We start from the raw sequence: 22,103 nt of genomic DNA, 5'->3' as shown, positions 1-22,103 counted from the left end.
TCAGGCGTCGCGCTCGGCGTCGTCGTCCTCGAGCTGGCCGCCCAGCGGCGCCCGGTGCAGGGTGCGCTCCATAGCGGCCCGGAACCGCTCGTGCTCGGCAACCGAGTCGGTCGTGTCGGCCGGCGGGCGCGGCCGGTTGGCGATCGACACCCACACGACGGCCACCACGGTGGCGACGACGGGGATGATCCACCACACGATCGCCTGCATACGACGAGGGTAACCCCGAGTCGCGCGGGCGTGCGGTCACGCGTGGGCGCCCACCCACTCCTGGGTGCCGTCCGCGAACCGCTGGTGCTTCCAGATGGGCACGTCGTGCTTGAGGTCGTCGATCAGCCGCCGGCAGGCGGCGAAGGCCTCGGCGCGGTGCGGGCAGGAGACCGCGACCACGACCGCGAGGTCGCCGATACCGAGCTCACCGACCCGGTGGACGGCGGCGAGGGCGATGACGGGGAAGTCGTCGGCCACCGCCTCGGCGACGCGGCGCAGCGCGGCCCCGGCGTCCGGGTGCGCCGAGTAGCCGAGGGAGTTGACCGCCCGGCCCGCGTCGTCGTCGCGCACGGTGCCCGCAAACACCGACGTGCCGCCCGCCGCCGGGTCGGCCACGGCGGCCAGCACCTCGTCGACCGACAGCGGGGTCTCGCGCAGCTCGAGCAGCCGGAGGACCTCAGGAGCGCTCACAGCCCGCAGCGTAGGTGCTGGGCTGGACTTGCGCGCCGCAGCGGTCAGATCCCGCGCCGCTGCCGCAGCTGCCGCACGATCGCGGCGGCACCGAGGACGGCTACCGTGGCGCCGGCCGCGCCGAGGGTGGCCGCGCGGGTGCCGAACCGGCGGTCCCCGGGGGCGCTGCGCCGCTCGATGTCCGCGAGCAGCTCCATCAGGGTGGTCTCGTTGTCGAACCTCGGCGTCCAGCCGGTCGCTCTTAGCCGGGCAGACGGCACCACCCAGGAGTGGGCCGCGTAGACCAGCTCGTCCTCGGGGGCGGGGGTGATGCCGAGGCGGTGCAACCGGCCGGCGGTGGCCTGCGCTAGGACCGCGGGGATCTCGAGGCGGCGCAGCCCGCTCAGCTCCTCCACCCGCTGCTGCTCGAGGAACCCCTCGCAGCCGACGGTGAGGGTGCCCTCGGCGGTGCCGAGCGCGGCCAACTCGAGCGCGGTCACCAGGTCGTCGACGTGGCAGAACTGCCAGTGCGGGCGGCTGCCCTTGAGCACGAGCAGCCGCGGCGCCTCGAAGTGCCGGGTCAGCACGCTGTTGGCCCCGGGTCCGACGAGCACCGCGGGCCGCAGGACGGTCACCGTGAGGCCCGGGGTGCTGGCCCTGGCCCGCTCGACTTCCGCCTCGACCTGCAGCAGCGCCGCCACCAGACCGCCGTCCGGGGTGGCCCGTAGCGGGGCGTCCTCGTCCAGCGGGACCGGATTGTCCGGGGCCGCGCCGTAGACCATCGCGCTGGTGACGAGGACCACCCTGGGCACCCCAGCCCGCCCTGCCGCGCCGAGCACGGCGCGGGCCCCGGACACCAGCCGCTCGGCGGCCGCGGCGCGTCCGGACGCGTCGTCCAGGTCGGCCGCGACGGCCGGTCCGAGGTCGAGGAGGACGACGCTGTCGACGCCGTCCAGCCGGTCGGCCAGCGCCGGATCCTCGACGTCCACCGGGCGGACCGTGACCTCCGGGCGGGCTGCCAGCCGCAGCGCCAGCGCGCGACCGGGACCGTCGGCGCACCCGGAGAGGGCGACGACGATCGCCGGAGGACTCCCACCATCCCCCGGGGGGCTGAGCCGTTCCGGCCTCGCCATGACCGGACCATCCTGCCGCGCACGGCCTCGGACCGCGATGCCATCCCCGACGTGGCCGGTGCGCCGACAGCGAACCGGCACGCTGGCCTGGTCACGGCCGGGCCGCTCGCGGCTACCGTGGTCATTGACCTCTCCTGCTCCCTGATCCCAGCCCCGAGGTGGCCCCGTGAGCGATCTGCCGTTCGGGTTCGGTCCCGCGTCCGGCGACGACGACCCCGAGCCCGTGAACCCGTTCGGCTCCCTGTTCGGCGCCGGGGGCCCGAACGACCTCGGGTCTGCGCTGCAGCAGATCGGCAAGCTGCTGTCCTACGAGGGCGGGCCGGTGAACTGGGACCTGGCCCGGGACACCGCTCGACAGGTCGTCGCGGCCGCCGGCGACGCGTCCGTCAGCCCGCCGGAGCGGCGCGAGGTCGAGGAGGCCGTCCGGCTCGCCGAGGTGTGGCTCGACCCGGTCACGGCACTGCCCGCGGCCACCAGCGCTGCGCTGGCCTGGAGCCGCGCGGAGTGGGTCGAGCAGACCCTGCCCACCTGGCGCCAGCTGGTCGACCCGCTGGCCGAACGGGTCGTCGACGCCACCGCGACCGCCGTCCCCGCCGAGATGCAGGCGATGGCCGGTCCGATGCTCGGCATGGTCCGCCAGCTGGGGGGGGCGATGTTCGGCGCCCAGGTGGGGCAGGGCATCGGGGCGCTCGCCGGAGAGGTCGTCGGCTCGACCGACGTGGGGCTGCCGCTCGGCCCGGCCGGGAAGGCCGTGCTGATGCCCGCGAACGTGCGCAAGTTCGGCGAGGGCCTGGAGGTGCCGGCCGACGAGGTCCGGCTGTACCTGGCGCTGCGCGAGTGCGCGCACCAGCGACTGTTCGCGCACGTGCCGTGGCTGCGCAGCCGGCTGTTCGCCGCCGTGGAGGACTACGCCCGCGGCATCTCGATCGACACGTCCCGGCTCGAGCAGACCATGGGCTCGATCGACCCGTCGAACCCGCAGGCGATCCAGGAGGCCCTGCAGTCCGGGCTGTTCGAGCCCGAGGACACCCCCCAGCAGCAGGCCACGCTGGCCCGGCTGGAGACGCTGCTGGCCCTGGTCGAGGGCTGGGTGGACGCCGTGGTGACCGGTGCCTCCGGGGCGCTGCCGTCCGCCGAGGCGATGCGCGAGACGCTGCGGCGGGCCAGGGCCACCGGCGGCCCGGCCGAGCAGACCTTCGCCACCCTGGTCGGGCTGGAGCTGCGGCCGCGGCGGCTGCGGGAGGCCGCGGCGCTGTGGACCGAGCTGGCGGCGGCCCGCGGGGTCGACGGCCGGGACGCCGTCTGGGCCCACCCCGACCTGCTGCCCACGGCCGAGGACCTCGACGACCCGGCCGGGTTCGTGGCGCGGACCGAGCTGAGCACCTCGGGGTTCGACCTGTCCGAACTGGACGGTGCCGGCGACGCCCCGGAGGACCCCGAGATGCCCCACTCACCCGGCTCGCCGGGCCCCGACCCGGAGTGAGCCTGCACCCTGACGCCGTCCGGCTGCTCTCCGGCTGGCGGCCCGCGGAGCCTGCCCAGGACCTGCTGCGGCTGTCCTTCCTCGAGTACCTGGCCGACCATCCGGACGGCGTCTGGCGCCGGTGCCGCCCCGACCACGTGACCGCGAGCGCGCTGGTGCTCAGCCCGGACCGCAGCCAGGTGCTGCTCCACCTGCACGGGAAGGTGGGCCGCTGGCTGCAGCTCGGCGGGCACCCGGAGCCGGGCGACGCCACCTTGCTGGGGGCGGCGCTGCGGGAGGCCGTCGAGGAGGGCGGCCTGGAGCCGCTGCGGCCGCTGCTCCCCGAGCCGGTGCGGCTGGACCGGCACCCGGCGCCGTGCGCGCCCGGGTCGGCCCGGGACCACCTTGATGTCCAGTTCGCCCTGCTGGCCGCACAAGTGCTGCCGCCGCAGGTGAGCGCCGAGTCGCACGAGGTGCGCTGGTTCGCCGTGGACGCGCTGCCGGCGGACACCGACGACTCCGTGCGCCGGCTGGTCGACGCCGCCCTGCGGGTGCCCGCGCTCCCCTGAGCCGTGCGGCGCGAAGCGCCGCGGCGGTCAGCGGTCCGAGGTGGACAGGTGCTGGCTCGCGGCCCAGCCCTCCAGGAAGCCCCGGGCCCGCTCGGTGCGCGGATAGGCCGTGAGCAGCGCCCAGAAGTCGGGTCCGTGGCCCGGGGACAGCAGGTGCGCCAGCTCGTGCAGCAGAACGTAGTCGAGCACGAAGGCGGGCATGCCCTGCAGTCGGGTGGAGATCCGGATCGTGGCGTCGGGCACCGTGCAGGACCCCCAGCGGTCGTTCTGGTTCTCGGCCCACCGCACCGACGACGGCTCGGCCCGGCCGTCCAGGTACCGGGCGGACAGCCGGCCGGCCCGCTCGAACAGCTCGGGGTCCGACGGACGGGATCGGCGTTCCCGCGCGGCCAGCCGCTCGAGCATCACGGCGACCCAGTGCTTCTCCTCGGTCCGGGTCATCCGGGCCGGGATCAGCACCACGACGTGGTCGCCCTCGCGGTGCGCCGACACGGTGCGGCGTCGCCGGGCGCTGCGCCGCACCTCGACGAGCTCGTCCCGGGGCTTCGGGGCGGGTGGGACGGCCATGTCCGGCAACCTACCCGGCGCCCCGGACGGCACGAGATTGTCGTCCACAGCCTGGGTGTGACGTCGGTGCAGGTCAGCAGGGCCGTGGGCGCTCCTCCTCAGACCAATCCACAGCCTGCTGAACCGGTCGTCCACAGCGGCGCGCCGCCGCGTCCCCACGCCGTCCACAACGTCGTCCACAGACGGGCGTTGACGTGCGCGCGGGCGACCCCTAGCGTCAGCGCCCGAACGAGCCCCCGAGATAACTCCGACGGCGCGTCCGCAAGGGGAAGGCGGACGCTCCACCGGTGCGACCCGGGGGCTTCGTTCGTCCCGGGCCGAGTGAGGGGTGCGGGTGACGACGCACGGTGCCTGCGAGTGGGGGGCCGGGTCAGTGCCCCGTGAACCGCGGTGGTCGCCGCTCCCGCGCCGCGGCCAGCCCCTCCTGCAGGTCCTGGGTGGCCAGCGTCACCGGCTGGGCCAGCGCCTCCCACTGCAGCGCGGCATCGAAGCCGGCCGGCCCACCGCCACGCAGCGCCACCGTGGTCAGCCGGGTGGCCAGCGGTGCCCCCGAGGCCACCTGCCCCGCGGTCTCGAGAACCGCGTCGAGGAAGCCCGCGTCCGGCAGCACCGCGCTGGCCAGGCCCAGCCGGGCCATCTCGGCGGCGTCCACTGTGCGACCGGTGAGCAGCAGCTCGCGGGCGGCGGCCACCCCGACCACGTCCGGCAGCAGCCAGGTGGCCGCCATGCCCGCATGCATCCCCAGCCGGGTGAACGGCACCGCGAACCGGGCCGAGGCCGCCGCGTAGCGCAGGTCGCAGGCCAGTGCGACACAGGCGCCCGCACCGACCGTCGGGCCGTTGACCGCCGCGATCGTGGGCACCTCGAGCTCTCGGATCGACAGCCAGGTCCGGTAGAACGGCAGCATCCGGTCCCGCAGCGCACCCACCGAGGCGCTCGGGTCGGAGCCGATCCAGCCGGTGTCACCGCCCGAGCAGAACGCGGAGCCGGCTCCGGTGACGACCACGCAGCGCACGTCGCGGTCCGTGCGCAGCGAAGCCATCAGCCGGCCCCAGGACTCGGTCATCGGGGCGGACATCGCGTTGCGCCGGTCCGGGTAGTCGAGCCGGACGAGCACGACACCGTCGTCCCGCCGGTCGACCTGCAGGTGCTCCCAGCTCGCTGCGGTCGTGGTCATGGCCGAAGGCTAATCGCGTCACTCTGAGTAGTCGAGGCACGTCGGTACTGTGCCCAGCGCGCCACGCCGGGCGGCCAATGACGTAGGGTCCTCCTCGGTCCCGGTCACAATCGGTGGTCATAGGGACCCCGAAGACGAAAGGAAGGACCCGCGATGGCCGAGAGCTACACGGGCGAGGCGTACTGCGTGAAATGCAAGGAGAAGCGCGACTTCACCGGTGAGGTGGTCATCAGCGCATCCGGTCGTCGCATGGCGCAGGGCATCTGCCCGGTATGCGGCACCAAGCTGAACCGGATCCTGGGCAAGGCCTGACGCCGAGTCGACATCCCGACGGGGTGGCCCCCGGCGTGCGCGAGCACGCCGGCGGCCACCCCGTCGGCGTCTGCGCCAGGCTCGCCTCCGCCGCTGCGTAGAGTGCGCGCATGACGAGCGCGGTTGAGCGTGTGCTGGCTGGGGTCGACGCCCAGCTGGCGGCGCTGCCCGACCTGCTGGCCGAGCTCGTCCGTCTACCCAGCGTGAGCGGCACGCCGGCCGAGGACGACGTCCAGGCCTGGCTGGCCGACCGGTTCGCCGCCGCCGGGCTGGCGGTCGAGCACTGGCCGCTGGACCTGCCAGCGCTCACCGCGGACCCGGACTTCCCGGGCTGGGAGGTCCCCCGCGAGCGGGCCCACGGGCTGCTCGGCCGACTGCCCGGCGCGCACCCCGGCGGCACCGCCGGCTCGGGAGCACCGTCGCTGCTGCTGCTCGGCCACGCCGACGTGGTGCCCCCCGGGGATCCGGCGCTGTGGACCACCGACCCGTTCAGCGGCGAGGTCCGGGACGGGGAGCTGTACGGCCGCGGCAGCTGCGACATGAAGGGCGGCCTGGTTGCTGCGCTGGTCGCGTCGAGCGCGATCGCCCGGTCCGGCGTCCCGCTCGACGGGGACCTGCTGCTCGCCTCGGTCGTCGGCGAGGAGGACGGCGGGCTGGGCACCTTCGGCCTGCTGCGGCACGGCGTCACGGCCGACGCCTGCGTGATCACCGAGCCGACCGACCTGGACGTCATCTCGGCCAACGGCGGCGCGCTGACCTTCCGGCTGTCGGTCCCCGGCCGCGCGGCGCACGGCTCCCGGCGCACCGAGGGTGTCAGCGCGGTGGACAAGCTGCCGCTCGTGCTGGCGGCCCTGGCCGACCTCGAGCGCGAGCGCAACACCGACGTCGACCCGCTGATGTCCCGCTGGGACCTCGCCTACCCGATCTCGGTGGGCACGGTGCGGGCCGGCGAATGGGCGTCCACGGTTCCCGACCTGCTGGTCGCGGAGGGCCGCTACGGGGTCGCGCTCGGCGAGTCGGTGGACACCGCCAGGACGGCGCTCGAGGACGCGGTGGCGCGCGCCGGCGCGGCCGACCCGTGGCTGGCCGAGCATCCGGTGCGAGTCGAGTGGTGGGGCGGCCAGTTCGCCCCGGGCCGCACCGACCCCGGGCACCCGCTGGTCGAGGCGACCCGCCGGGCCCATGCGGCCGCCGCCCCCGGCGTCCGGCCGGCCGAGGTGTTCGGCGGCCCCTACGGCAGCGACCTGCGGCTGCTGACCGGTCTCGGCGGGATCCCGACCGTGCAGTACGGGCCCGGCCGGGTGGACCTCGCCCACGCGCCCGACGAGCGGGTGCCGCTCGCCGACGTGGCCCAGGTGGCCAGGGCGTGCACGCTGCTGGCCCTGGACTGGTGCGGGATCGCCGGCTCGGCGCCCTAGCAGATCCGGCCTGTGGAGCGGGCCAGCCGTCCACAGCCGGCCGGCCGCATGCTGCCTCGGTGACCACCCGCCGACCGGCCCTCCCGCCGTCCCTGCGCCGCCTGCGGCGCGGGCCGCGCACCCTGCAGATCGGCCGTGATCCGGCCCGGGCCCTCGTGCTGGACGGCGTAGGCCCGGCCGAGGCGGCCTTCCTCGGACTGCTCGACGGCCCCCGTGAGCGCGCCGAGGCGCTGCGCGACGCGGCCGAGGTCGGGGTTCCACCGCAGGAGGCGGCCCGACTGCTATCGCTGCTGGAGGGCTCAGGGCTGCTCGACGACGGGGCTGGTGACGTCACCGCCGTCCGCCGGCTGACCCCGGCCGACCGGGACCGGCTGGGCCCCGACCTGGCCTGCTGGGCGCTGCTGCGCGGGGGAACGGCCGGGGCCGCCCGGGCGCTGGGCCGGCGGCGGGCGGCCCGGGTCGCGGTGGCCGGAACCGGGCGGGTCGCCCGCGCGGTCGCGGACCTGCTGGGCGCGGCCGGCGTCGGGCAGGTCGCCGAGCAGGACCCAGCGACCGGCGACACCCTCGCCGTGCTGTGCAGCGACGACGGCGCGCTGGTGCCGCCCCAACTGAGCGACCGGCTGCTCCTCGCCGGTGTCGCGCACCTGGTCGCCGAGACCTACGAGACGCTCGGCTCGGTGGGGCCGCTCGTCGTTCCCGGGCGCAGCGCCTGCCTGCGCGCGCTGCCTGGACCTGCACCGCCGCGACCCCCGCTGGCCGGTGGTCGCGGCCCAGCTCACCGTTCCGGCGCCGGTCCCGGCGAGCAGCGACGGCGTGCTCGCCGCCACGGGTGGCCGCACACGCGGCGCTGGCGGCCGTCGCCCACCTCGACGACCCGGCCGCACCCTCTCCGCTGGAGGGGGCGCTCACCGAGTTCAGGCTGGCCGGACGGCGGGCTGCGACGACGCCGGTTCGCGACGCATCCCGCCTGCGGATGTGCCTGGCCGGGCGTCCGGCAATCCGGTCAGCAACCCGCCGGATGACCGAGCAGGTCACAATGGCCAGGTGACCGACCTGCCGCGCAAGGCTGTGACCCGCTCCGCGCGGCTGGCCACGCTGCCGCTGGGGTTCGCCGGGCGCACCGCGATCGGCCTCGGCAAGCGGGTCGGGGGCAAGCCGGCCGAGGCGGTGGCCGCGGAGATGCAGGCCCGCACGGCCGAGCAGGTCTTCAAGGTCCTCGGCGACCTCAAGGGCGGGGCCATGAAGTTCGGCCAGGCCATGTCGATCTTCGAGGCCGCGCTGCCCGAGGAGTTCGCCGGGCCCTACCGGGCCACCCTCACCCGGCTGCAGGACTCCGCCCCGCCGATGCCGGCCACGACCGTGCACCAGGTCATGGCCCGGGCGTTCGGGCGGCAGTGGCGGCGCCGGTTCGAGTCCTTCGACGACCAGCCGGCCGCGGCGGCGTCCATCGGCCAGGTGCACCGCGCGGTGTGGCACGACGGCCGCCCGGTCGCCGTGAAGGTGCAGTACCCGGGCTCGGGGGACGCACTGGCGGCCGACCTCGCCCAGATCGGCCGGCTCAGCCGGATGTTCTCCGCGTTCGCGCCCGGGTTGGACGTCAAGTCGCTGGTCAACGAGCTACGCGACCGGATCATGGAGGAGCTCGACTACACCCTCGAGGCCGGCTCGCAGGGGGCGTTCTCGCTGATCTACGCCGACGACGAGGACTTCGTCATCCCGGGGGTCGTCGCCCAGTCCGAGTCGGTCCTGGTGACCGAGTGGCTGGACGGCCGCCCGCTCTCCGACGTCATCGCCAACGGCACCCAGGCCGAGCGGGACAGCGCCGGGACCCGGTACCTGCGCTTCCTGTTCTCCGGCCCGGCGCGGGTCGGGATGCTGCACGCCGACCCGCACCCCGGCAACTACCGGGTGCTGCCCGACGGCCGGCTCGGGGTGCTCGACTTCGGTGCGGTGGCCCAGCTGCCGGACGGGTTCCCGCCGTCCATCGGTCGGCTGCTGCGCACCGCGCTGGACGGCGACCACGTGACGGTGCTCGCAGGGCTGCGCGACGAGGGGTTCGTCAGGCCCGGCGCGACGGTCGACCCGCAGCCGCTCCTGGACTACCTCGCTCCGTTCGTCGAGCCCGCCCAGCACGACACGTTCCGGTTCGACCGGGACTGGATGCGCGAGCAGTTCAGCCGGCTCAAGGACCCCCGCCGGGACAACTGGGCCATCGGGCTGAAGCTCAACCTGCCGCCGGAGTACCTGCTGGTGCACCGGGTGTGGCTGGGCGGCATCGGCGTGCTGTGCCAGCTTGGCGCCGAGGTGCCCATGCGCGCGGAGCTGGACCGGTGGCTGCCCGGGTTCGCCGAGGCCTGAGCCGGCTCAGAACCACTCCGAGTCCAGCCGGCCCTCGATGGCGCGCAGGTTCTCCCGCGAGCAGCGCTCGCAGTACCAGACGGTCCGGCCGCGCTCCATGGACGACGTCCAGGTGAGCCGGGCCGCGTCGGCCGGCGGCACCGCCCCGCACAGCTGACATGTCACGGTCATACCCACATCCAACGGACGCGCCGGGCGGGCCGTCTAGGGTTTGGGCGAGGAGGATTCCCGGTGCAGCTGGAGCGGTGGCAGCAGGCGGCCCTGGGCGCGGTCGCCCTGGTGGCCCTGATGCTGGCCGTCACCCGGGTTCCGGCCGTGCGCCGGCGCCGGTTCGCCCCCGGGGTCGCGCTGGCCGCCCGTGAGGGCGCCATCGTGCTGGTCCTGTTCATGCTGTGGCAGCTGGTCGCGCGGGTCGCGATCCGGCACGTGACGGGTGCCTTCGAGCACGCCCACACAGTGCTGCACGTCGAGCGCCTGCTGCACCTGCCCAGCGACCTGGCGATCCAGCACCTGGTGCTGCCGTATCCGCGCCTGGTGGAGTCGCTCAACGTCTTCTACCTGTACGCGCACCTCAACGGGATGGTGCTGTTCCTGGTCTGGATGTTCGTGCGGCACCGTGACGTGTACCCCCGGGCCCGCAACGCGATCGTCATCGTCACGGCGGCCTGCCTGGTGATCCAGACCGTGCCGGTCGCCCCGCCGCGGATGCTCACCGACCTCGGCTTCGTCGACACGGCGCTGGAGTACGGCCAGTCGGTGTACGGGCCGTTCGGCTCCGGGATGGCCAACCAGCTGGCGGCCATGCCGTCGGTGCACGTGGGCTGGGCGCTGCTCATCGCCTACTTCGTGGTCACCGCCAGCACCAGCCGGTGGCGGTGGCTGGTGCTGCTCCACCCGGTCCTCACCGTCTTCGTGGTGGTGGCCACGGCCAACCACTTCCTGCTGGACGGCATCGTGGCCGCCGTCCTGCTGGCACTCGCCCTGCTGGTCCTGGCGGCCTGGGACCGGCGGCTGCCCGCAACGCCGGAGCCCCGGCCCGCCGAGATGGCGGAGACCGGGGCTCCGGACGGGGTCCGACCCTGAGGTCCACGGCTCACAGCATCGCAAGTGCGCGATGGGCCCGCTGCCGGGCTCGGGCGGCGCGACGCTCCCAGCGCCGGGCCGCGACGAGCGCGTAGGCGCGCCGTTCGCTCTGGGCCCTCAGATGTCGCTCCCGCATCTGTGCGCGAGCGAGGTCTTCGGAAAGCAGCAACATGGCCGTGCTCCGTTTCGGGTCGTTCGACGAGTGGGTCACTTCGGTGGTCGCGTCGTGGGTCACGCTGCGACCTCGCACTTGCGCGGGCGGCCACGCGGGCGTTTGCGTGGCACCACCACGCCCTGGATGAAGAGCTCGCCGCCCCAGACGCCCCACGGCTCGGAGCGCTCGAGAGCGCCGGAGAGGCAGGTGCCGCGGACGGGGCAGGCGGTACACAGCGACTTCGCGTACTCGACGTCCGCCGGGCTCTCCGCGAAGAAGAGCTCGGGGTTCTCGGACCGGCACGGAATCGAGGCACCGCCGTGCTCGAGCTCGGCGATCAGGCTGAGCAGCATCGGTGTCACCTCCAGGTGGACCTCGTTGCGGGTGGACGGGGGAAACGAAAAGGCCGCGGATCCCGGGTTACGGGTTCCGCGGCCTGGAGGTGTTCCGGCCAGCTGTCGGGCTAGACCGGTGGGCTCCAGGTGCGGAAGGCCCGGGTGCCGTCGTTCACGGCGGCGAACGGAGCGGTGGTGCGGATGGACGAAGCGGTGCCAAGCGGCTTGCGGAAGTCGGTGTGCACCTGCACGCCGCACCCAGCCATGGGCAGACCCGTCCCGTACCGCGCACGCGCGACGGTGACCGCGCCAGCGGTCACCGTGAACGTCTTGATGCTCTCCACCGCGGGTCACCTCCCTTGGTTCGTGTCGCGGTGCCCAGGTCGCGAGGTGCGTCCTGACGTGAACGGAGGTTAGCGCAACCCCACCTGGGGCACGCAAGCGTATTAGCTGCTGACGTCGGTGAGCACCGTCAGGACGGTTTCGCCATAGCGCTCGAGCTTGGCCGGACCCACCCCGTTGACCTTCGCCAGGGCGGTCAGCGAGGTGGGTCGGGCGGCCGCGATGGCCTCCAGGGTGGCGTCGGTGAACACGACGTACGCCGGCACCGAGTCGGTGCGGGACCGCTCCAGCCGCCAGGACCGCAGCCGCTCGAAGACGGCCTCGTCGTAGCCGGGCGGGCAGTCGGCGCACCGGCCGCGGGTGCGGTCGGCCGCGGTGGCCAGCGGGTGGCCGCAGCCGGAGCACACTGTGGGCAGCACCCGCCCGGCCTTGGCGCCCCGTTTCGAGCGCCGCGGCAAGGCCGCCTGCTCGTCGTCGAGGTCGGCGGGGCGCAGCCTGTCCAGGAACCGGGACGGGCGCCGGCTGGCCCGACCCCCGGGCGCCCTGGCCGCGGACCAGGACAGGTGCAGGTGCTCGCGGGCCCGGGTCACCCCGACGTACAGCAGCCGGCGCTCCTCCTCCACCTGCTCCGGGGTGTCCGCGTGGATGAGCGGCAGGGTCCCTTCGACCAGGCCTACCAGGAACACGGCGTCCCACTCCAGGCCCTTGGCCGCGTGCAGCGAGGCCAGCGTGACGCCCTCGACGGTGGGCGCGTGCTGGGCCGCGATCCGCTCGTCCAGCTCGGTCACCAGCTCGGACAGCCCGGCGGACGGCTGGGTGGCGGCCACCTGCTCGGCCAGCGCCACCAGCGCGTTGAGCGACTCCCAGCGGTCCCTGGTCGCGCCGGAGCCGGACGGCGGCTCGGACCGCCAGCCCCGGGTGCCGAGAACCGCCCGGACATCGCCGGCCAGCGTGCCGTCGGCCGCCGGCGCGCCACCGCGGGCGGCACCACGCAGCAGGATCACCGCCTCGCGGACCTCGGGACGCTCGAAGAACCGCTCGGCGCCGCGCAGCAGGAACGGGATCCCCAGGTCGGCCAGCGCCTCCTCGAAGACCTCCGACTGTGCGTTGATCCGGTACAGGACGGCCATCTCGCTGGCCGGGGTCCCCGCGGCCAGCAGCTCACGGATCCGGGCCGCCACCCCCGCGGCCTCGGCCGGCTCGTCGGGGTACGGCGTGAACGTCGGCTCCGGTCCCGAGGGCCGTTGGGCGACCAGCTCGATCTTGCCCCGGGCGGCCGCGCCGTGCGCCCGGCGCAGCACCCCGTTGGCCAGGCCGACCACCTGCGGGGTGGACCGGTAGTCGCGCACCAGCCGGACCACGGTGGCCTGTGGGTAGCGCTGCGGGAAGCCGAGCAGGTAGTTCGGCGTGGCGCCGGTGAAGCTGTAGATCGTCTGGCTCGCGTCACCGACCACGCAGAGGTCGTCCCGCGGGCCCAGCCACAGGTCGAGCAGCGCCTGCTGCAGCGGGTTGACGTCCTGGTACTCGTCCACCACGAGGTGCCGGTACTGGGCGCGCACCTGGTCCGCGACGTCGGCCCGCTCCTGCAGCACCGCCACCGTGAGCAGCAGCACGTCCTCGAAGTCGAGCACGCCCCGCTCGCGCTTGGCCGCCTCGTACCCGGCGTACAGCCGGCCCACCTGGGCCGCGTCGAGGTCGGCGGGGGGCTCCCGACCGGCCGCGGCGAGCGCGGCCGGGTAGTCGTCGGCCGCGGTGCGGCTGACCTTGGCCCACTCGATCTCGGCCGCGACGTCGCGCAGCGCGGGACGGGACAGCGCGATCCGGGCGGCGCCGGCCGCCTGGCCCACCAGGCCGATCTTGCTCTCCACCAGCCGCGGCACGTCGCCGCCGACCACCCGCGGGTAGAAGTAGCCCAGCTGGCGCAGCGCGGCGCTGTGGAAGGTGCGGGCCTGCACGCCCGAGACGCCGAGCTCGCGCAGCCGGCCGCGCATTTCACCGGCGGCCCGGGTGGTGAAGGTGACCGCCAGCACCCGCTGCGGCGCGTAGACCCCCGAGTGGACGCCGTAGGCGATCCGGTGGGTGATCGCCCGGGTCTTGCCGGTGCCGGCACCGGCCAGCACGCAGACCGGGCCGCGCAAGGCGATGGCCACCTCGCGCTGCTCCGGGTCGAGCGCGGCGAGCACGTCGTCGGCGGTCGGCTGCCGCGGAGGGGGTGGCGGTGGGGGCATGACCGTCCCATCCAAACACCCACCCCCGACGGGCGGGAACAGCGACCGCCACCTAAGGTGTTGGAAGCTTCAAACACCAGCGACGAGGCTGGCCGGCGACGCTCGGGAGTACGCACACGATGTCGATGACGATGTACACGACCACCTGGTGCGGCTACTGCCGGCGGCTGAAGAGCCAGCTGGAGCGTGAGGGCATCGGCTACACCGAGGTCGACATCGAGCTCGTCCCGGGGGCTGCCGAGCTCGTCATGAGCGTCAACGGCGGCAACCAGAGCGTCCCCACGGTGGTGTTCGCCGACGGGACCGCGCTGACCAACCCGAGCGTCGGCGCGGTGCGCGAGCGGCTGGCCGCGGCGAGCTGACCGGTCCTGTCGACCGGCCGGCTACCAGCGCCGGGCCTCCTCCTCGACGACCGGGCCGCCGTACCAGTGCTCGACGAGCCTCCGTGCGATCGACACCGGCGGCGGCAGCAACACCTCGCCCGCTGACGCAGCCGCGTGCAGCTCGGCCCGGCTGAACCAGCGCGCCTCGGTCACCTCCACGCCGTCCGGCACCGGCTCGGCGCCGTCGTCCAGCGCCTGGGCCCGGAAGCCGAGCATGAGCGAGGACGGGAACGGCCACGGCTGGCTGCCCAGGTAGGTGACGTGGCCGACCCGGATCCGGACCTCCTCGGCCACCTCGCGCACCACCGCCATCTCGGCGGACTCCCCCGGCTCGACGAAGCCGGCCAGGGTGGAGAACCGGCCGGGCGGCCAGGCCGCCCCGTGGCCGAGCAGGGCGCGCTCGCCGCCCGCGTCGGTGACCAGCACGATCATCGCCGGGTCGGTGCGCGGGTAGTGCTCGGACCCGTCCGCCGGGCAGACCCGGACGAAGCCGCCCTGGGTGATCGTCGTCCGGGTGCCGCAGCGCGGGCAGTGCTGGTGGGTGGAGTGCCAGTTGCCCAACGCGGCGGCCAGCACCAGCAGGCCGGCGTCCCGGTCGTCGAGGACCGGGCCGACCTCGCGCAGCCCCTGGGGCACGGCGGCCGAGCCCAGCGGTGCGCGCAGCGGGCCGTCCTCGCGGACCGCGAACCAGGCCATCCCGTCGTCGTCCACGCCCAGGAAGTAGCGCTCCCGGTCGGTCTCGAAGGGTCCGCTGGGGACGATGCGGCCGTCGTCGACGAGCGTGCGGCCGTCGGCGATGCGCAGCACCCGGGTCCCGGGGTCGGCCCAGGCCGCGGCCAGCCAGGCGTCGTCCTTGCGGTGCTCGGCGGCCCGGTCGGTGGCGGCGCGGGCCAAGGCCAGCCGCCCCAGCGGTCCCTCGCTCACGCCCAGGACTCGGCCAGGTCGGCCCACAGGTAGGCGACGGCCTCGGCGCCCTTGAGCAGCAGCGGGACGTCGACCTTCTCGTTCGGCGCGTGGATCCGGTCGTCCGGCAGGCCCACCCCGAGGAAGACGACCGGCACCGCGAGCACCTCGGCGAGGTCGGCCTCCGGACCCGAGCCGCCCTCACGGGTGTAGAGCGCCTCGACGCCGAAGGCGCGGCTCATCGACCGGGTGACGGCCTGCAGCACCGGGTGGTCCAGGGGGGTCAGGCAGGGCCGGACGCCGTCACCGAAGGCCTGCAGCTCGACCTCGATGCCGGGCGGGAACTGCTCGACCAGCCAGGCCCGGAACCGACCCATCACCCGGGCCGGGTCCTGGTCGGCGACCAGCCGGAAGGACACCTTGGCGTGCGCCTCCGCCGGGACGATGGTCTTGTGGCCGGGGCCGGTGTAGCCGCCCCAGATCCCGTTCACCTCAGCCGTGGGGCGCGCCCACAGCCGTTCCAGGGTGGTGTACCCGGCCTCGCCCTTCGTCGCCCCCGACTGCGCGTCGGTGAGGAACTGCGACTCATCGAACGGCAGCCGGGCGAACAGCTCGCGCTCCCGCTCGTCCAGGGCGCGGACGTCCGCGTAGAAGCCGGGGATGGTCACCCGCCCCTCGTCGTCGTGCAGCCGCCCGAGGACCCGGGCCAGCTCGGTCAGCGGGTTGGGCACCGCGCCACCGAACGAGCCGGAGTGCAGGTCGCCGGCCGAGCCGCGGACGTCGACCTGTCCGTCGACCAGGCCGCGCATCCCGGTGCAGACCGACGGCACTTCGCGCGACCACATGCCGGTGTCGCTCACCACGACGACGTCGCCGGCCAGCCGGTCCCGGTGCTCGCGCAGCAGCGCCGCGAAGTGCGGGGAGCCGGACTCCTCCTCCCCCTCGACGACCACCTTGAGGTGCACGGCCGGGCTGGTCCGCCCAGTGGCGGCCAGGTGGGCCTGCAGGCCGAGCAAGTGCATGAGCACCTGGCCCTTGTCGTCGGCGGTGCCGCGGCCGCGCAGCACGTCGCCGTCCCCGGCCGGGGTGAACGGCGGGGTGTCCCACAGCTCGACCGGGTCGACCGGCTGGACGTCGTGGTGCCCGTAGACGACGACCGTCGGTGCCGTGGCGTCGTCCGAGGGCCACTCGGCGAACACCGCGGGGTGACCTGCGGTCTCCCACACCTCCGCGACCGGGAAGCCGTGGGCGCGCAGCTCAGCGGCCAGCCATTCCGCGAAGGCACGAACGTCGGACGCGTCGGCCGGGTCGCCGCTGATCGACGGGATCCGCAGCCACTCGCCGAGCCGGTCGAGGAAGGCGGACGCCGTCTGCTCGACGTGGGCGCGCACCGCCGGGTCGTGGGAGGTCATGCCGCCGACCCTATGACGGCCGCCCCCGTAGGCTCAGCGGGTGAGCACTCATATCGGAGCCAAGGCCGGCGACATCGCCGAGCGGGTCCTGATGCCGGGCGACCCGCTGCGCGCGCAGTGGGTGGCCGAGACGTTCCTCGACGGCGCCGTCCGCTACAACGAGGTCCGCGGCATGTTCGGCTACACCGGCAGCTGGAAGGGCGAGCGGGTCTCGATCCAGGGCCACGGCATGGGCATCCCCTCGGTGTCGATCTACGCGCACGAGCTGTTCGCCGAGTACGGCGTCCGGACGGCGATCCGGATCGGCACCTGCGGCGCCCTGCGCGAGGACGTCCGGGTTCGCGACGTGATCCTCGCCATGAGCGCCTCCACCGACTCCGCGACCAACCGCACCCGGTTCCCCGGCATCGACTACGCGCCGGCCGCGGACTTCGACCTGCTGACGACGGCGCACCGGCTGGCCGGCGAGCACGACCTGCAGGTGCGGGTCGGCCAGGTGCACAGCGCGGACCTGTTCTACGGCGACTCGGCCGCGACGCTGCGGCTGGCCCAGTACGGGGTGCTGGCCGTGGAGATGGAGGCCGCCGCGCTGTACACGCTGGCGGCCCAGTTCGACGTGCGGGCCCTGACCGTGCTGACCGTCTCGGACCACCTGGTGACCCACGAGGAGACCTCGGCCGAGGAGCGGCAGACCACCTTCTCCGAGATGGTCCGGCTCGCCCTCGACACCGCCGTCGCCTAGCGTCGCGCCATGTCGGTGCTGCGGGTCGCGACGTTCAACCTGCTGCACGGGCAGTCGCTGCGCGACGGCTCGGTCGAGCCGGCGCTGCTGGCCGACGCGGCGCGGCGGCTCGGCGCCGACCTGGTCGGGCTGCAGGAGGTGGACCGCCACCAGCCGAGATCCGGCCTGGTCGACCAGACGGAGGTAGTCGCGGCGGCCCTCGGCGCGGCCCACTGGCGGTTCGTCCCGTCGCTGCACGGGACGCCGGGCCACGGCGATCCCTGGACGGCGTCCGAGCTGGACGACGGCGACGGCAGCGAAGGCCCGACCTACGGGATCGGGCTGGTGTCCCGGTTCCCAGTGCGGTCATGGGCGGTGCGCCGGTTCGCCGCGGCGCCGATCTCGCTGCCGCTCGTCGTGGCCGGCGCCCCGAGGCCGCGGATCATGCGGGTCAGGGACGAGCCGCGGCTGGCTCTGGCTGCGGTCGTCGAGGGTCCGGCCGGGCCGTTCACCGCGGTCACCGCGCACCTGTCCTTCGTGCCGGGGTACAACGCCCGACAGCTGCGGGCCATCGCCTCGTGGGCGTCGACGATGCCCGAGCCGGTGCTGCTGTTCGGCGACTTCAACCTGCCGGCCGCGCTGCCTCGCTGGCTGACCGGCTGGATGTCGCTGGCGCAGGCGGCCACCTACCCGTCCGCGCGGCCACGCGTGCAGTTCGACCACCTGCTGGCCCGCGGGCTGGCCGCCGACCGGGTGCGGGCCGAGCACGTCCTGGCGCTGCCGGTCAGCGACCACTGCGCCCTGGCCGTCGACCTGGAGCTGTGAGCGGTCGGCTCAGCCGGCGACGCCGGTGAGCAGCCGTTCCAGCTCGGCCCCGGACGGCAACGCAGCCGGGCGCTCGACCCTGCCGCTGCCCACGTAGTAGAACGCGGCGCCCACGGACTCCTCGGCCACGCCGACGATCTGCGCCCACGCGGTGCGGTAGATCGCCAGCTGGAGCGGGTCGGCGGCCGCCGAGCCGGTCTTCCAGTCGATGACGTCGTAGCCGCCGTCGTCGGTGCGGTACACGGCGTCGATGCGGCCCCGCACCACCCGGCCGCCCAGGACCAGCTGAAACGGCGCCTCCACCCGGTGCGGGGCCAGCCGCGCGTACGGCCCGGCCAGGAAGGCCTGCTGCAGCGCCCGGAGCTGGGTGTCCGGCACCAGGTCGTCGTCGGCCGCACCCTCGAGGTCGCTGCGGTCCAGCAGCGGCTGCTCGCCGAACAGCGACTCGACCCAGGCGTGGAACCGGGTGCCCCGGTGCGCGGCCGGCGCGGGGGGCCGAGGCATCGGCCGGACCAGGTCCCGGGCGAAGCCGTCCGGGTCGGCCGCGAGCCGCACCAGCCCGGACGCCGACAGCGACGACGGCAGCGGCACCGCGGTCTCGACCCGGTGCAGCAGCCGGGCCTCGGTCAGCAGCACCTCGAGGTCGCGGTCCCACTCGGCGACCCGCGCCCGTTCGGCGTCGGACAGGGGCTCGCCGGTCGGCTCCAGCTGACCGGCCAGGGCCGCCCGGACCAGCTCGGCCGCCTCCCGCCGGGCGGCCAGCGGCTCGGCCTGCAACGGCACCGGCCAGGGGTGCTCGACCTGCTCCAGCAGGGCCGGGTTGGCGTCGTCGTCCGGCTGCGGCTCCCAGTGCTCGACCGCCCCGCCGCCGGCCTCGCAGTGGCTCCGGACGGCCTCGAGGTAGGCCGACGGTCCACGCGGCTTGCGCTGGCTCGGACCCCACCAGTGCGACGACGCGATGAGCAGCTGCTTGGCCCTGGTGACGGCCACGTAGCCGAGCCGCCGCTCCTCCAGCTGGTCCAGCTCGGCCATCGCCTGGTCGAAGGCTTCGAGCCCCTTGTTGGTCCAGTCGGCGACCACGGGGAAGTCGTCCGCATCGCCGCTCAGCGTGGTGGGCAGCGTCTTGGCCGCCTTGGTCCAGCGGGACCGGCCCCGCTTGGCGGGGAACACCTCGGATGTGAGGTTCGGCAGCACGACGACGGGCCACTCCAGGCCCTTGGCCTTGTGCACGGTCAGCAGCTTGACGCTGTCGCTCGGCGAGGGGGCCGTGGTGTCCAGACCCCGGTCGAACTCCTCGGCCGCCCGCAGGTAGGACAAGAAGGCGCGCACGCTGGGGTCGCCGTCGAGGTCGGCGAAGGCCTCGGCCTGCTCCAGGAAGGAACCCAGCGCCTCGGCTCGGTGGGCCTTCGCGGCGGCCGGCGCCGCGCCCACCTCGACGTCCAGCCCGGTGGTGGACACCACCCTGGCGACGAGTTCGAGCAACGGCTCGCCGAGGTGCCGGCGCAGCGCCCGCAGCTCGTCGGACAGCTCCTTGAACCGCTGCCGGGCCGCGGCGGAGTACGTCGCGCCGCCCGGGTGGTCCAGCGCTTCGACCAGGGACACGACGTCGGCCGGGTCGACCCCGGCGACGGCCTCCTCCAGCAACAGCTCGATGTCGTCGGTCGCCTGCGGCTGATCCCCCCTGACCAGGTGCACGGCGCGGCGGCCCAGCAGCGCGAGGTCGCGCGGGCCGATCCGCCATCGCGGCCCGGTCAGCAGCCGCAGCAGGCCCGCGTTGGCCGTGGGCTCGTCCAGCACCTCGAGGGTGGCGACCACATCGGACACCTCCGGCAGCGCCAGCAGCCCGCCCAGGCCGACGACCTCGACCGGGATGCCGCGCTCAGCCAGCGCGTCGTGGTAGGCCGGGAAGTCGCTGCGCACCCGCACGAGAAGCGCGATGTCGCGCGGCGCCATCCCGGAGTCCAGCTGCGCCTGGACCCGGTCGGTGACCCAAGCCACCTCGTCGGCGTAGGTCGGCAGCAGCGCGCAGACGGTGTCGCCGGCGTCCTCAACCCCGGGGCGCGGCTGCAGCAGCCCGGAGCCCGGGTGCCGCTCGCGCAGCGGCCCGGCCAGGGCGTTCGCCAGCCCGAGCAGCCGGCCACCGCTGCGGTTGTTGCGGGACAGCCCGTACCGGGTGGACGCCGTGCCGTCGGCGCGCGGGAAGTCCTGGGGGAACGCGTCGATGTTGGCCACCGAGGCGCCGCGCCAACCGTAGATCGCCTGGAACGGGTCACCGACTGCGGTCACCGGGTGGCCGCCGCCGAACAGCCCCACGAGCAGCTGCTTCTGGGCCACCGAGGTGTCCTGGTACTCGTCGAGCAGCACGACCCGGAACCGGTCCCGCTCGATCTCGCCCACGGCGGGGTGCTCGGACACCAGCCGCGCGGCCGCGGCCAGCTGATCGCCGAAGTCGAGGGTGCCCAGGTGCGCCTTCTCGGCCCGGACCAGCTCGACGAGCGTGGCCAGCTCGTCCCGCTTGGCGGCGGTGTCGGCCACCTCCTGGAGCTTCGCGGTGGCCCGCCGCGCCGACCCGACGTCACGGGCGATGGCGGCGTCCTCCGCACGCAGCGCCTCGACGGTGACCAGGTGCTCGCTCAGCTCGCCGTCCAGCGAGACGACGTCCCCGACCAGCGTCCGCACGCCGGTGTTGAGCGCGACGAACGGCCCGGGGGCCCGGCGAAGCACCCGATCGACGAGCTGGAACCGGGTGGCGTCGGCGAGCAGCCGGGCCCGCGGCTCCAGCCCGATCCGCAGCCCGTGCTCGCGCAGCAGCCGGCCCGCGTAGGCGTGGTAGGTGGCCACCGTGGGCTCGCCGTCGACCTGCTCACCAGCATCCGTGACGGGAGCGGCCGGGACGGCCCGGCGCAGCGCGGCACGAATCCGCTGGGCCAGCTCGCCGGCCGCCTTGTTCGTGAAGGTCAGGCCCAGCACTTGCTCGGGGCGCACCTGCCCGGACCCGACCAGCCACACCACCCGCGCGGCCATCACGGTGGTCTTACCCGAGCCGGCCCCGGCGATGACCACGCCGGGCTCGAGCGGCGCGGTCGCCGCGGCCAGCTGCTCGGCAGTGAACGGGACGTCGAGCAGCGCGCTCAGCTGCCCCGGCGACGTCAGCGGCTGGTGGCTCACCGGACCACCTGCCGACCCTCGTCCCGGCCTGGGCAGCTGCCTTTGAACGTGCAGAAGCCGCACTGGTCCCCCGGGGTGGCCGGGAACTCCTCAGTCACCATCCGCTCGACCGCCTCGGCCAGCACGCCGTCGATCCACTCGGGGTCCGGCAGCTCGGTCAGCGCCGGCTGCTGCTGGACCTTCGGCAGGCCCTCCTTCGTCGAGGTCCGCAGCTGGACCAGCTCGGCCCCGCCGCAGGCCGCCTCGGCCACGGTGTCCAGCCCAGTCAGCGCTCCCTCGCGCACGGCCAGCTGGTAGGTGGCCAGCTGCACGTGCAGCTGGACCTGGGGGCCGGTCGGGGCGTACTTGCCGGTCTTGAGGTCCACCACGTGCACCGCGCCGTCGACGTCGACCTCCACCCGGTCCATCCGGCCGCGCAGCTCGACCTCGCGGCCGCTGACCGTGAACCGGGTCTCGAATTCGTGCTCGGTCGCCACCAGCCGGCGCCCCCGCTCGGCCTGGTGCCAGGCCACGAACAACCCCAGGGCGGTGCGCGCCCGCTCCTTCTCCTGGGCGGACTGCCAGCGCGCCTCGAAGGACAGCTGGCCCCACACCGACTCGACCAGCGCCATCAGCTGCCCCGCGTCCGCGGGGCTGCGCCCGGCCGCCACGTCGTGGGCCAGCGCGTGCACGATCGAGCCGAAGCCGAGCGCGGTGCTGCGGGCCGACTCGCCCTTCGCCTCGTGCTCCAGGAACCAGCGCAGCGGGCAGGAGTCCATCCGCTCCAGCGACGAGCCGGACAGCCGGATCGGCCGGGCCTGCGGATGCAGCGGCTGGCCGGGGGCGGTGAGGTCGGCCAGCCCCCACCAGCGGTCCGGGTGGGCGACCGGGACCAGCGGCAGGTCTCCGTCGGC

At 74.8% G+C, this 22,103-nt stretch carries 24 protein-coding genes; 10 read left to right on the top strand and 14 right to left on the bottom strand.

What is annotated here, in order from left to right; all coding sequences use genetic code 11:
- The 3 genes from VIM19_20660 to VIM19_20650 are packed head-to-tail and all read right to left on the bottom strand — an operon-like array spanning position 1 to position 1,793.
- Entirely contained in the window at positions 1-210 is a 210-nt protein-coding gene (locus tag VIM19_20660; protein HEY5187249.1) for a hypothetical protein, read from the bottom strand.
- Positions 211-246: 36 nt separating this feature from the next.
- Positions 247-681: a molybdenum cofactor biosynthesis protein MoaE gene (locus tag VIM19_20655; protein ID HEY5187248.1), complete on the bottom strand. Its 435-nt coding sequence runs from the start codon at positions 679-681 to the stop codon at positions 247-249.
- 44 nt (positions 682-725) lie between these two features.
- Entirely contained in the window at positions 726-1,793 is a 1,068-nt protein-coding gene (locus VIM19_20650) for an NAD-dependent epimerase/dehydratase family protein (GenBank protein HEY5187247.1), read from the bottom strand.
- Between the two features lie 166 nt (positions 1,794-1,959).
- Between VIM19_20650 and VIM19_20645 the strand changes: the two genes are divergently transcribed.
- Both VIM19_20645 and VIM19_20640 read left to right on the top strand, forming a co-directional pair.
- Positions 1,960-3,276, top strand: a complete 1,317-nt coding sequence (locus tag VIM19_20645) for a zinc-dependent metalloprotease (protein HEY5187246.1) — start codon at positions 1,960-1,962, stop codon at positions 3,274-3,276.
- Positions 3,273-3,824 (top strand): NUDIX domain-containing protein, encoded by a 552-nt coding sequence (locus VIM19_20640; protein HEY5187245.1) that lies wholly within the window; start codon positions 3,273-3,275, stop codon positions 3,822-3,824. The genes VIM19_20645 and VIM19_20640 overlap by 4 nt, the downstream gene beginning before the upstream one ends.
- A gap of 27 nt (positions 3,825-3,851) precedes the next feature.
- Here the strand turns inward: VIM19_20640 and VIM19_20635 are convergent, their stop codons facing one another.
- Together VIM19_20635 and VIM19_20630 are read right to left on the bottom strand one after the other, a co-directional pair.
- Positions 3,852-4,391: a M48 family metallopeptidase gene (locus VIM19_20635; protein HEY5187244.1), complete on the bottom strand. Its 540-nt coding sequence runs from the start codon at positions 4,389-4,391 to the stop codon at positions 3,852-3,854.
- Positions 4,392-4,761: 370 nt separating this feature from the next.
- Positions 4,762-5,568: an enoyl-CoA hydratase-related protein gene (locus VIM19_20630; GenBank protein ID HEY5187243.1), complete on the bottom strand. Its 807-nt coding sequence runs from the start codon at positions 5,566-5,568 to the stop codon at positions 4,762-4,764.
- 153 nt (positions 5,569-5,721) lie between these two features.
- Here VIM19_20630 and VIM19_20625 point away from each other — a divergent pair, with 153 nt between their 5' ends.
- The 4 genes from VIM19_20625 (at position 5,722) to VIM19_20610 (ending at position 9,656) form a co-directional block, all read left to right on the top strand.
- A complete protein-coding gene (locus VIM19_20625) occupies positions 5,722-5,880 on the top strand; it encodes a DUF5679 domain-containing protein (GenBank protein ID HEY5187242.1) in 159 nt (52 codons plus the stop codon).
- Between the two features lie 110 nt (positions 5,881-5,990).
- Positions 5,991-7,298, top strand: a complete 1,308-nt coding sequence (locus VIM19_20620) for an ArgE/DapE family deacylase (GenBank protein HEY5187241.1) — start codon at positions 5,991-5,993, stop codon at positions 7,296-7,298.
- A gap of 59 nt (positions 7,299-7,357) precedes the next feature.
- Complete coding sequence (locus VIM19_20615) at positions 7,358-8,320, top strand: hypothetical protein (GenBank protein HEY5187240.1); 963 nt, start codon at positions 7,358-7,360, stop codon at positions 8,318-8,320.
- Positions 8,321-8,342: 22 nt separating this feature from the next.
- A complete protein-coding gene (locus VIM19_20610; GenBank protein ID HEY5187239.1) occupies positions 8,343-9,656 on the top strand; it encodes an AarF/ABC1/UbiB kinase family protein in 1,314 nt (437 codons plus the stop codon).
- A gap of 6 nt (positions 9,657-9,662) precedes the next feature.
- Here the strand turns inward: VIM19_20610 and VIM19_20605 are convergent, their stop codons facing one another.
- The gene (locus tag VIM19_20605; GenBank protein HEY5187238.1) at positions 9,663-9,827 is read right to left on the bottom strand and encodes a hypothetical protein; all 165 of its coding nucleotides are present in this window, start codon (positions 9,825-9,827) and stop codon (positions 9,663-9,665) included.
- Between the two features lie 60 nt (positions 9,828-9,887).
- Here VIM19_20605 and VIM19_20600 point away from each other — a divergent pair, with 60 nt between their 5' ends.
- Positions 9,888-10,739 carry a phosphatase PAP2 family protein gene (locus tag VIM19_20600; protein HEY5187237.1) on the top strand — a complete coding sequence of 284 codons (852 nt, stop codon included), beginning with the start codon at positions 9,888-9,890 and terminating at the stop codon, positions 10,737-10,739.
- A gap of 10 nt (positions 10,740-10,749) precedes the next feature.
- Here VIM19_20600 and VIM19_20595 read toward each other — a convergent pair whose 3' ends face one another.
- The 4 genes from VIM19_20595 to VIM19_20580 form a co-directional block, all read right to left on the bottom strand.
- Positions 10,750-10,974, bottom strand: a complete 225-nt coding sequence (locus VIM19_20595) for a hypothetical protein (GenBank protein HEY5187236.1) — start codon at positions 10,972-10,974, stop codon at positions 10,750-10,752.
- Entirely contained in the window at positions 10,971-11,246 is a 276-nt protein-coding gene (locus VIM19_20590) for a WhiB family transcriptional regulator (protein HEY5187235.1), read from the bottom strand. The genes VIM19_20595 and VIM19_20590 overlap by 4 nt, the downstream gene beginning before the upstream one ends.
- A 110-nt stretch (positions 11,247-11,356) precedes the next feature.
- On the bottom strand, positions 11,357-11,572 hold the full coding sequence (locus tag VIM19_20585) for a hypothetical protein (protein ID HEY5187234.1): 216 nt from the start codon (positions 11,570-11,572) through the stop codon (positions 11,357-11,359).
- A 102-nt stretch (positions 11,573-11,674) separates the two neighbouring features.
- A complete protein-coding gene (locus VIM19_20580) occupies positions 11,675-13,798 on the bottom strand; it encodes an ATP-dependent DNA helicase UvrD2 (protein HEY5187233.1) in 2,124 nt (707 codons plus the stop codon).
- Between the two features lie 119 nt (positions 13,799-13,917).
- Here VIM19_20580 and VIM19_20575 point away from each other — a divergent pair, with 119 nt between their 5' ends.
- The gene (locus tag VIM19_20575) at positions 13,918-14,160 is read left to right on the top strand and encodes a mycoredoxin (protein HEY5187232.1); all 243 of its coding nucleotides are present in this window, start codon (positions 13,918-13,920) and stop codon (positions 14,158-14,160) included.
- A gap of 21 nt (positions 14,161-14,181) precedes the next feature.
- Here VIM19_20575 and nudC read toward each other — a convergent pair whose 3' ends face one another.
- On the bottom strand, positions 14,182-15,105 hold the full coding sequence (nudC, locus tag VIM19_20570; protein HEY5187231.1) for an NAD(+) diphosphatase: 924 nt from the start codon (positions 15,103-15,105) through the stop codon (positions 14,182-14,184).
- A complete protein-coding gene (locus tag VIM19_20565; protein HEY5187230.1) occupies positions 15,102-16,496 on the bottom strand; it encodes a dipeptidase in 1,395 nt (464 codons plus the stop codon). The genes nudC and VIM19_20565 overlap by 4 nt, the downstream gene beginning before the upstream one ends.
- Before the next feature lie 40 nt (positions 16,497-16,536).
- Here VIM19_20565 and deoD point away from each other — a divergent pair, with 40 nt between their 5' ends.
- The gene (gene deoD / locus VIM19_20560; GenBank protein HEY5187229.1) at positions 16,537-17,238 is read left to right on the top strand and encodes a purine-nucleoside phosphorylase; all 702 of its coding nucleotides are present in this window, start codon (positions 16,537-16,539) and stop codon (positions 17,236-17,238) included.
- A 9-nt stretch (positions 17,239-17,247) separates the two neighbouring features.
- Positions 17,248-18,042 (top strand): endonuclease/exonuclease/phosphatase family protein, encoded by a 795-nt coding sequence (locus tag VIM19_20555; protein HEY5187228.1) that lies wholly within the window; start codon positions 17,248-17,250, stop codon positions 18,040-18,042.
- Positions 18,043-18,051: 9 nt separating this feature from the next.
- Here the strand turns inward: VIM19_20555 and VIM19_20550 are convergent, their stop codons facing one another.
- The gene (locus VIM19_20550) at positions 18,052-21,210 is read right to left on the bottom strand and encodes an ATP-dependent DNA helicase (protein HEY5187227.1); all 3,159 of its coding nucleotides are present in this window, start codon (positions 21,208-21,210) and stop codon (positions 18,052-18,054) included.
- A partial coding sequence (locus VIM19_20545; GenBank protein ID HEY5187226.1) for a PD-(D/E)XK nuclease family protein occupies positions 21,207-22,103 on the bottom strand: 897 nt, incomplete at its 5' end. The genes VIM19_20550 and VIM19_20545, both read right to left, overlap by 4 nt.

It is taken from the genome of Actinomycetes bacterium (assembly GCA_036510875.1).
Classification (GTDB): Bacteria; Actinomycetota; Actinomycetes; order Prado026; family Prado026; genus DATCDE01.
This window is presented reverse-complemented; position numbering and strand designations above follow the sequence as displayed.

Coding starts and splice junctions, on each gene's coding strand:
- VIM19_20660 (HEY5187249.1), bottom strand. CDS start 210: ATGCAGGCGATCGTGTGGTGGATCATCCCCGTCGTCGCCACCGTGGTG.
- VIM19_20650 (HEY5187247.1), bottom strand. CDS start 1,793: ATGGCGAGGCCGGAACGGCTCAGCCCCCCGGGGGATGGTGGGAGTCCT.
- VIM19_20635 (HEY5187244.1), bottom strand. CDS start 4,391: ATGGCCGTCCCACCCGCCCCGAAGCCCCGGGACGAGCTCGTCGAGGTG.
- VIM19_20630 (HEY5187243.1), bottom strand. CDS start 5,568: ATGACCACGACCGCAGCGAGCTGGGAGCACCTGCAGGTCGACCGGCGG.
- VIM19_20625 (HEY5187242.1), top strand. CDS start 5,722: ATGGCCGAGAGCTACACGGGCGAGGCGTACTGCGTGAAATGCAAGGAG.
- VIM19_20620 (HEY5187241.1), top strand. CDS start 5,991: ATGACGAGCGCGGTTGAGCGTGTGCTGGCTGGGGTCGACGCCCAGCTG.
- VIM19_20605 (HEY5187238.1), bottom strand. CDS start 9,827: ATGACCGTGACATGTCAGCTGTGCGGGGCGGTGCCGCCGGCCGACGCG.
- VIM19_20590 (HEY5187235.1), bottom strand. CDS start 11,246: ATGCTGCTCAGCCTGATCGCCGAGCTCGAGCACGGCGGTGCCTCGATT.
- VIM19_20580 (HEY5187233.1), bottom strand. CDS start 13,798: ATGCCCCCACCGCCACCCCCTCCGCGGCAGCCGACCGCCGACGACGTG.
- VIM19_20575 (HEY5187232.1), top strand. CDS start 13,918: ATGTCGATGACGATGTACACGACCACCTGGTGCGGCTACTGCCGGCGG.
- VIM19_20565 (HEY5187230.1), bottom strand. CDS start 16,496: ATGACCTCCCACGACCCGGCGGTGCGCGCCCACGTCGAGCAGACGGCG.
- VIM19_20555 (HEY5187228.1), top strand. CDS start 17,248: ATGTCGGTGCTGCGGGTCGCGACGTTCAACCTGCTGCACGGGCAGTCG.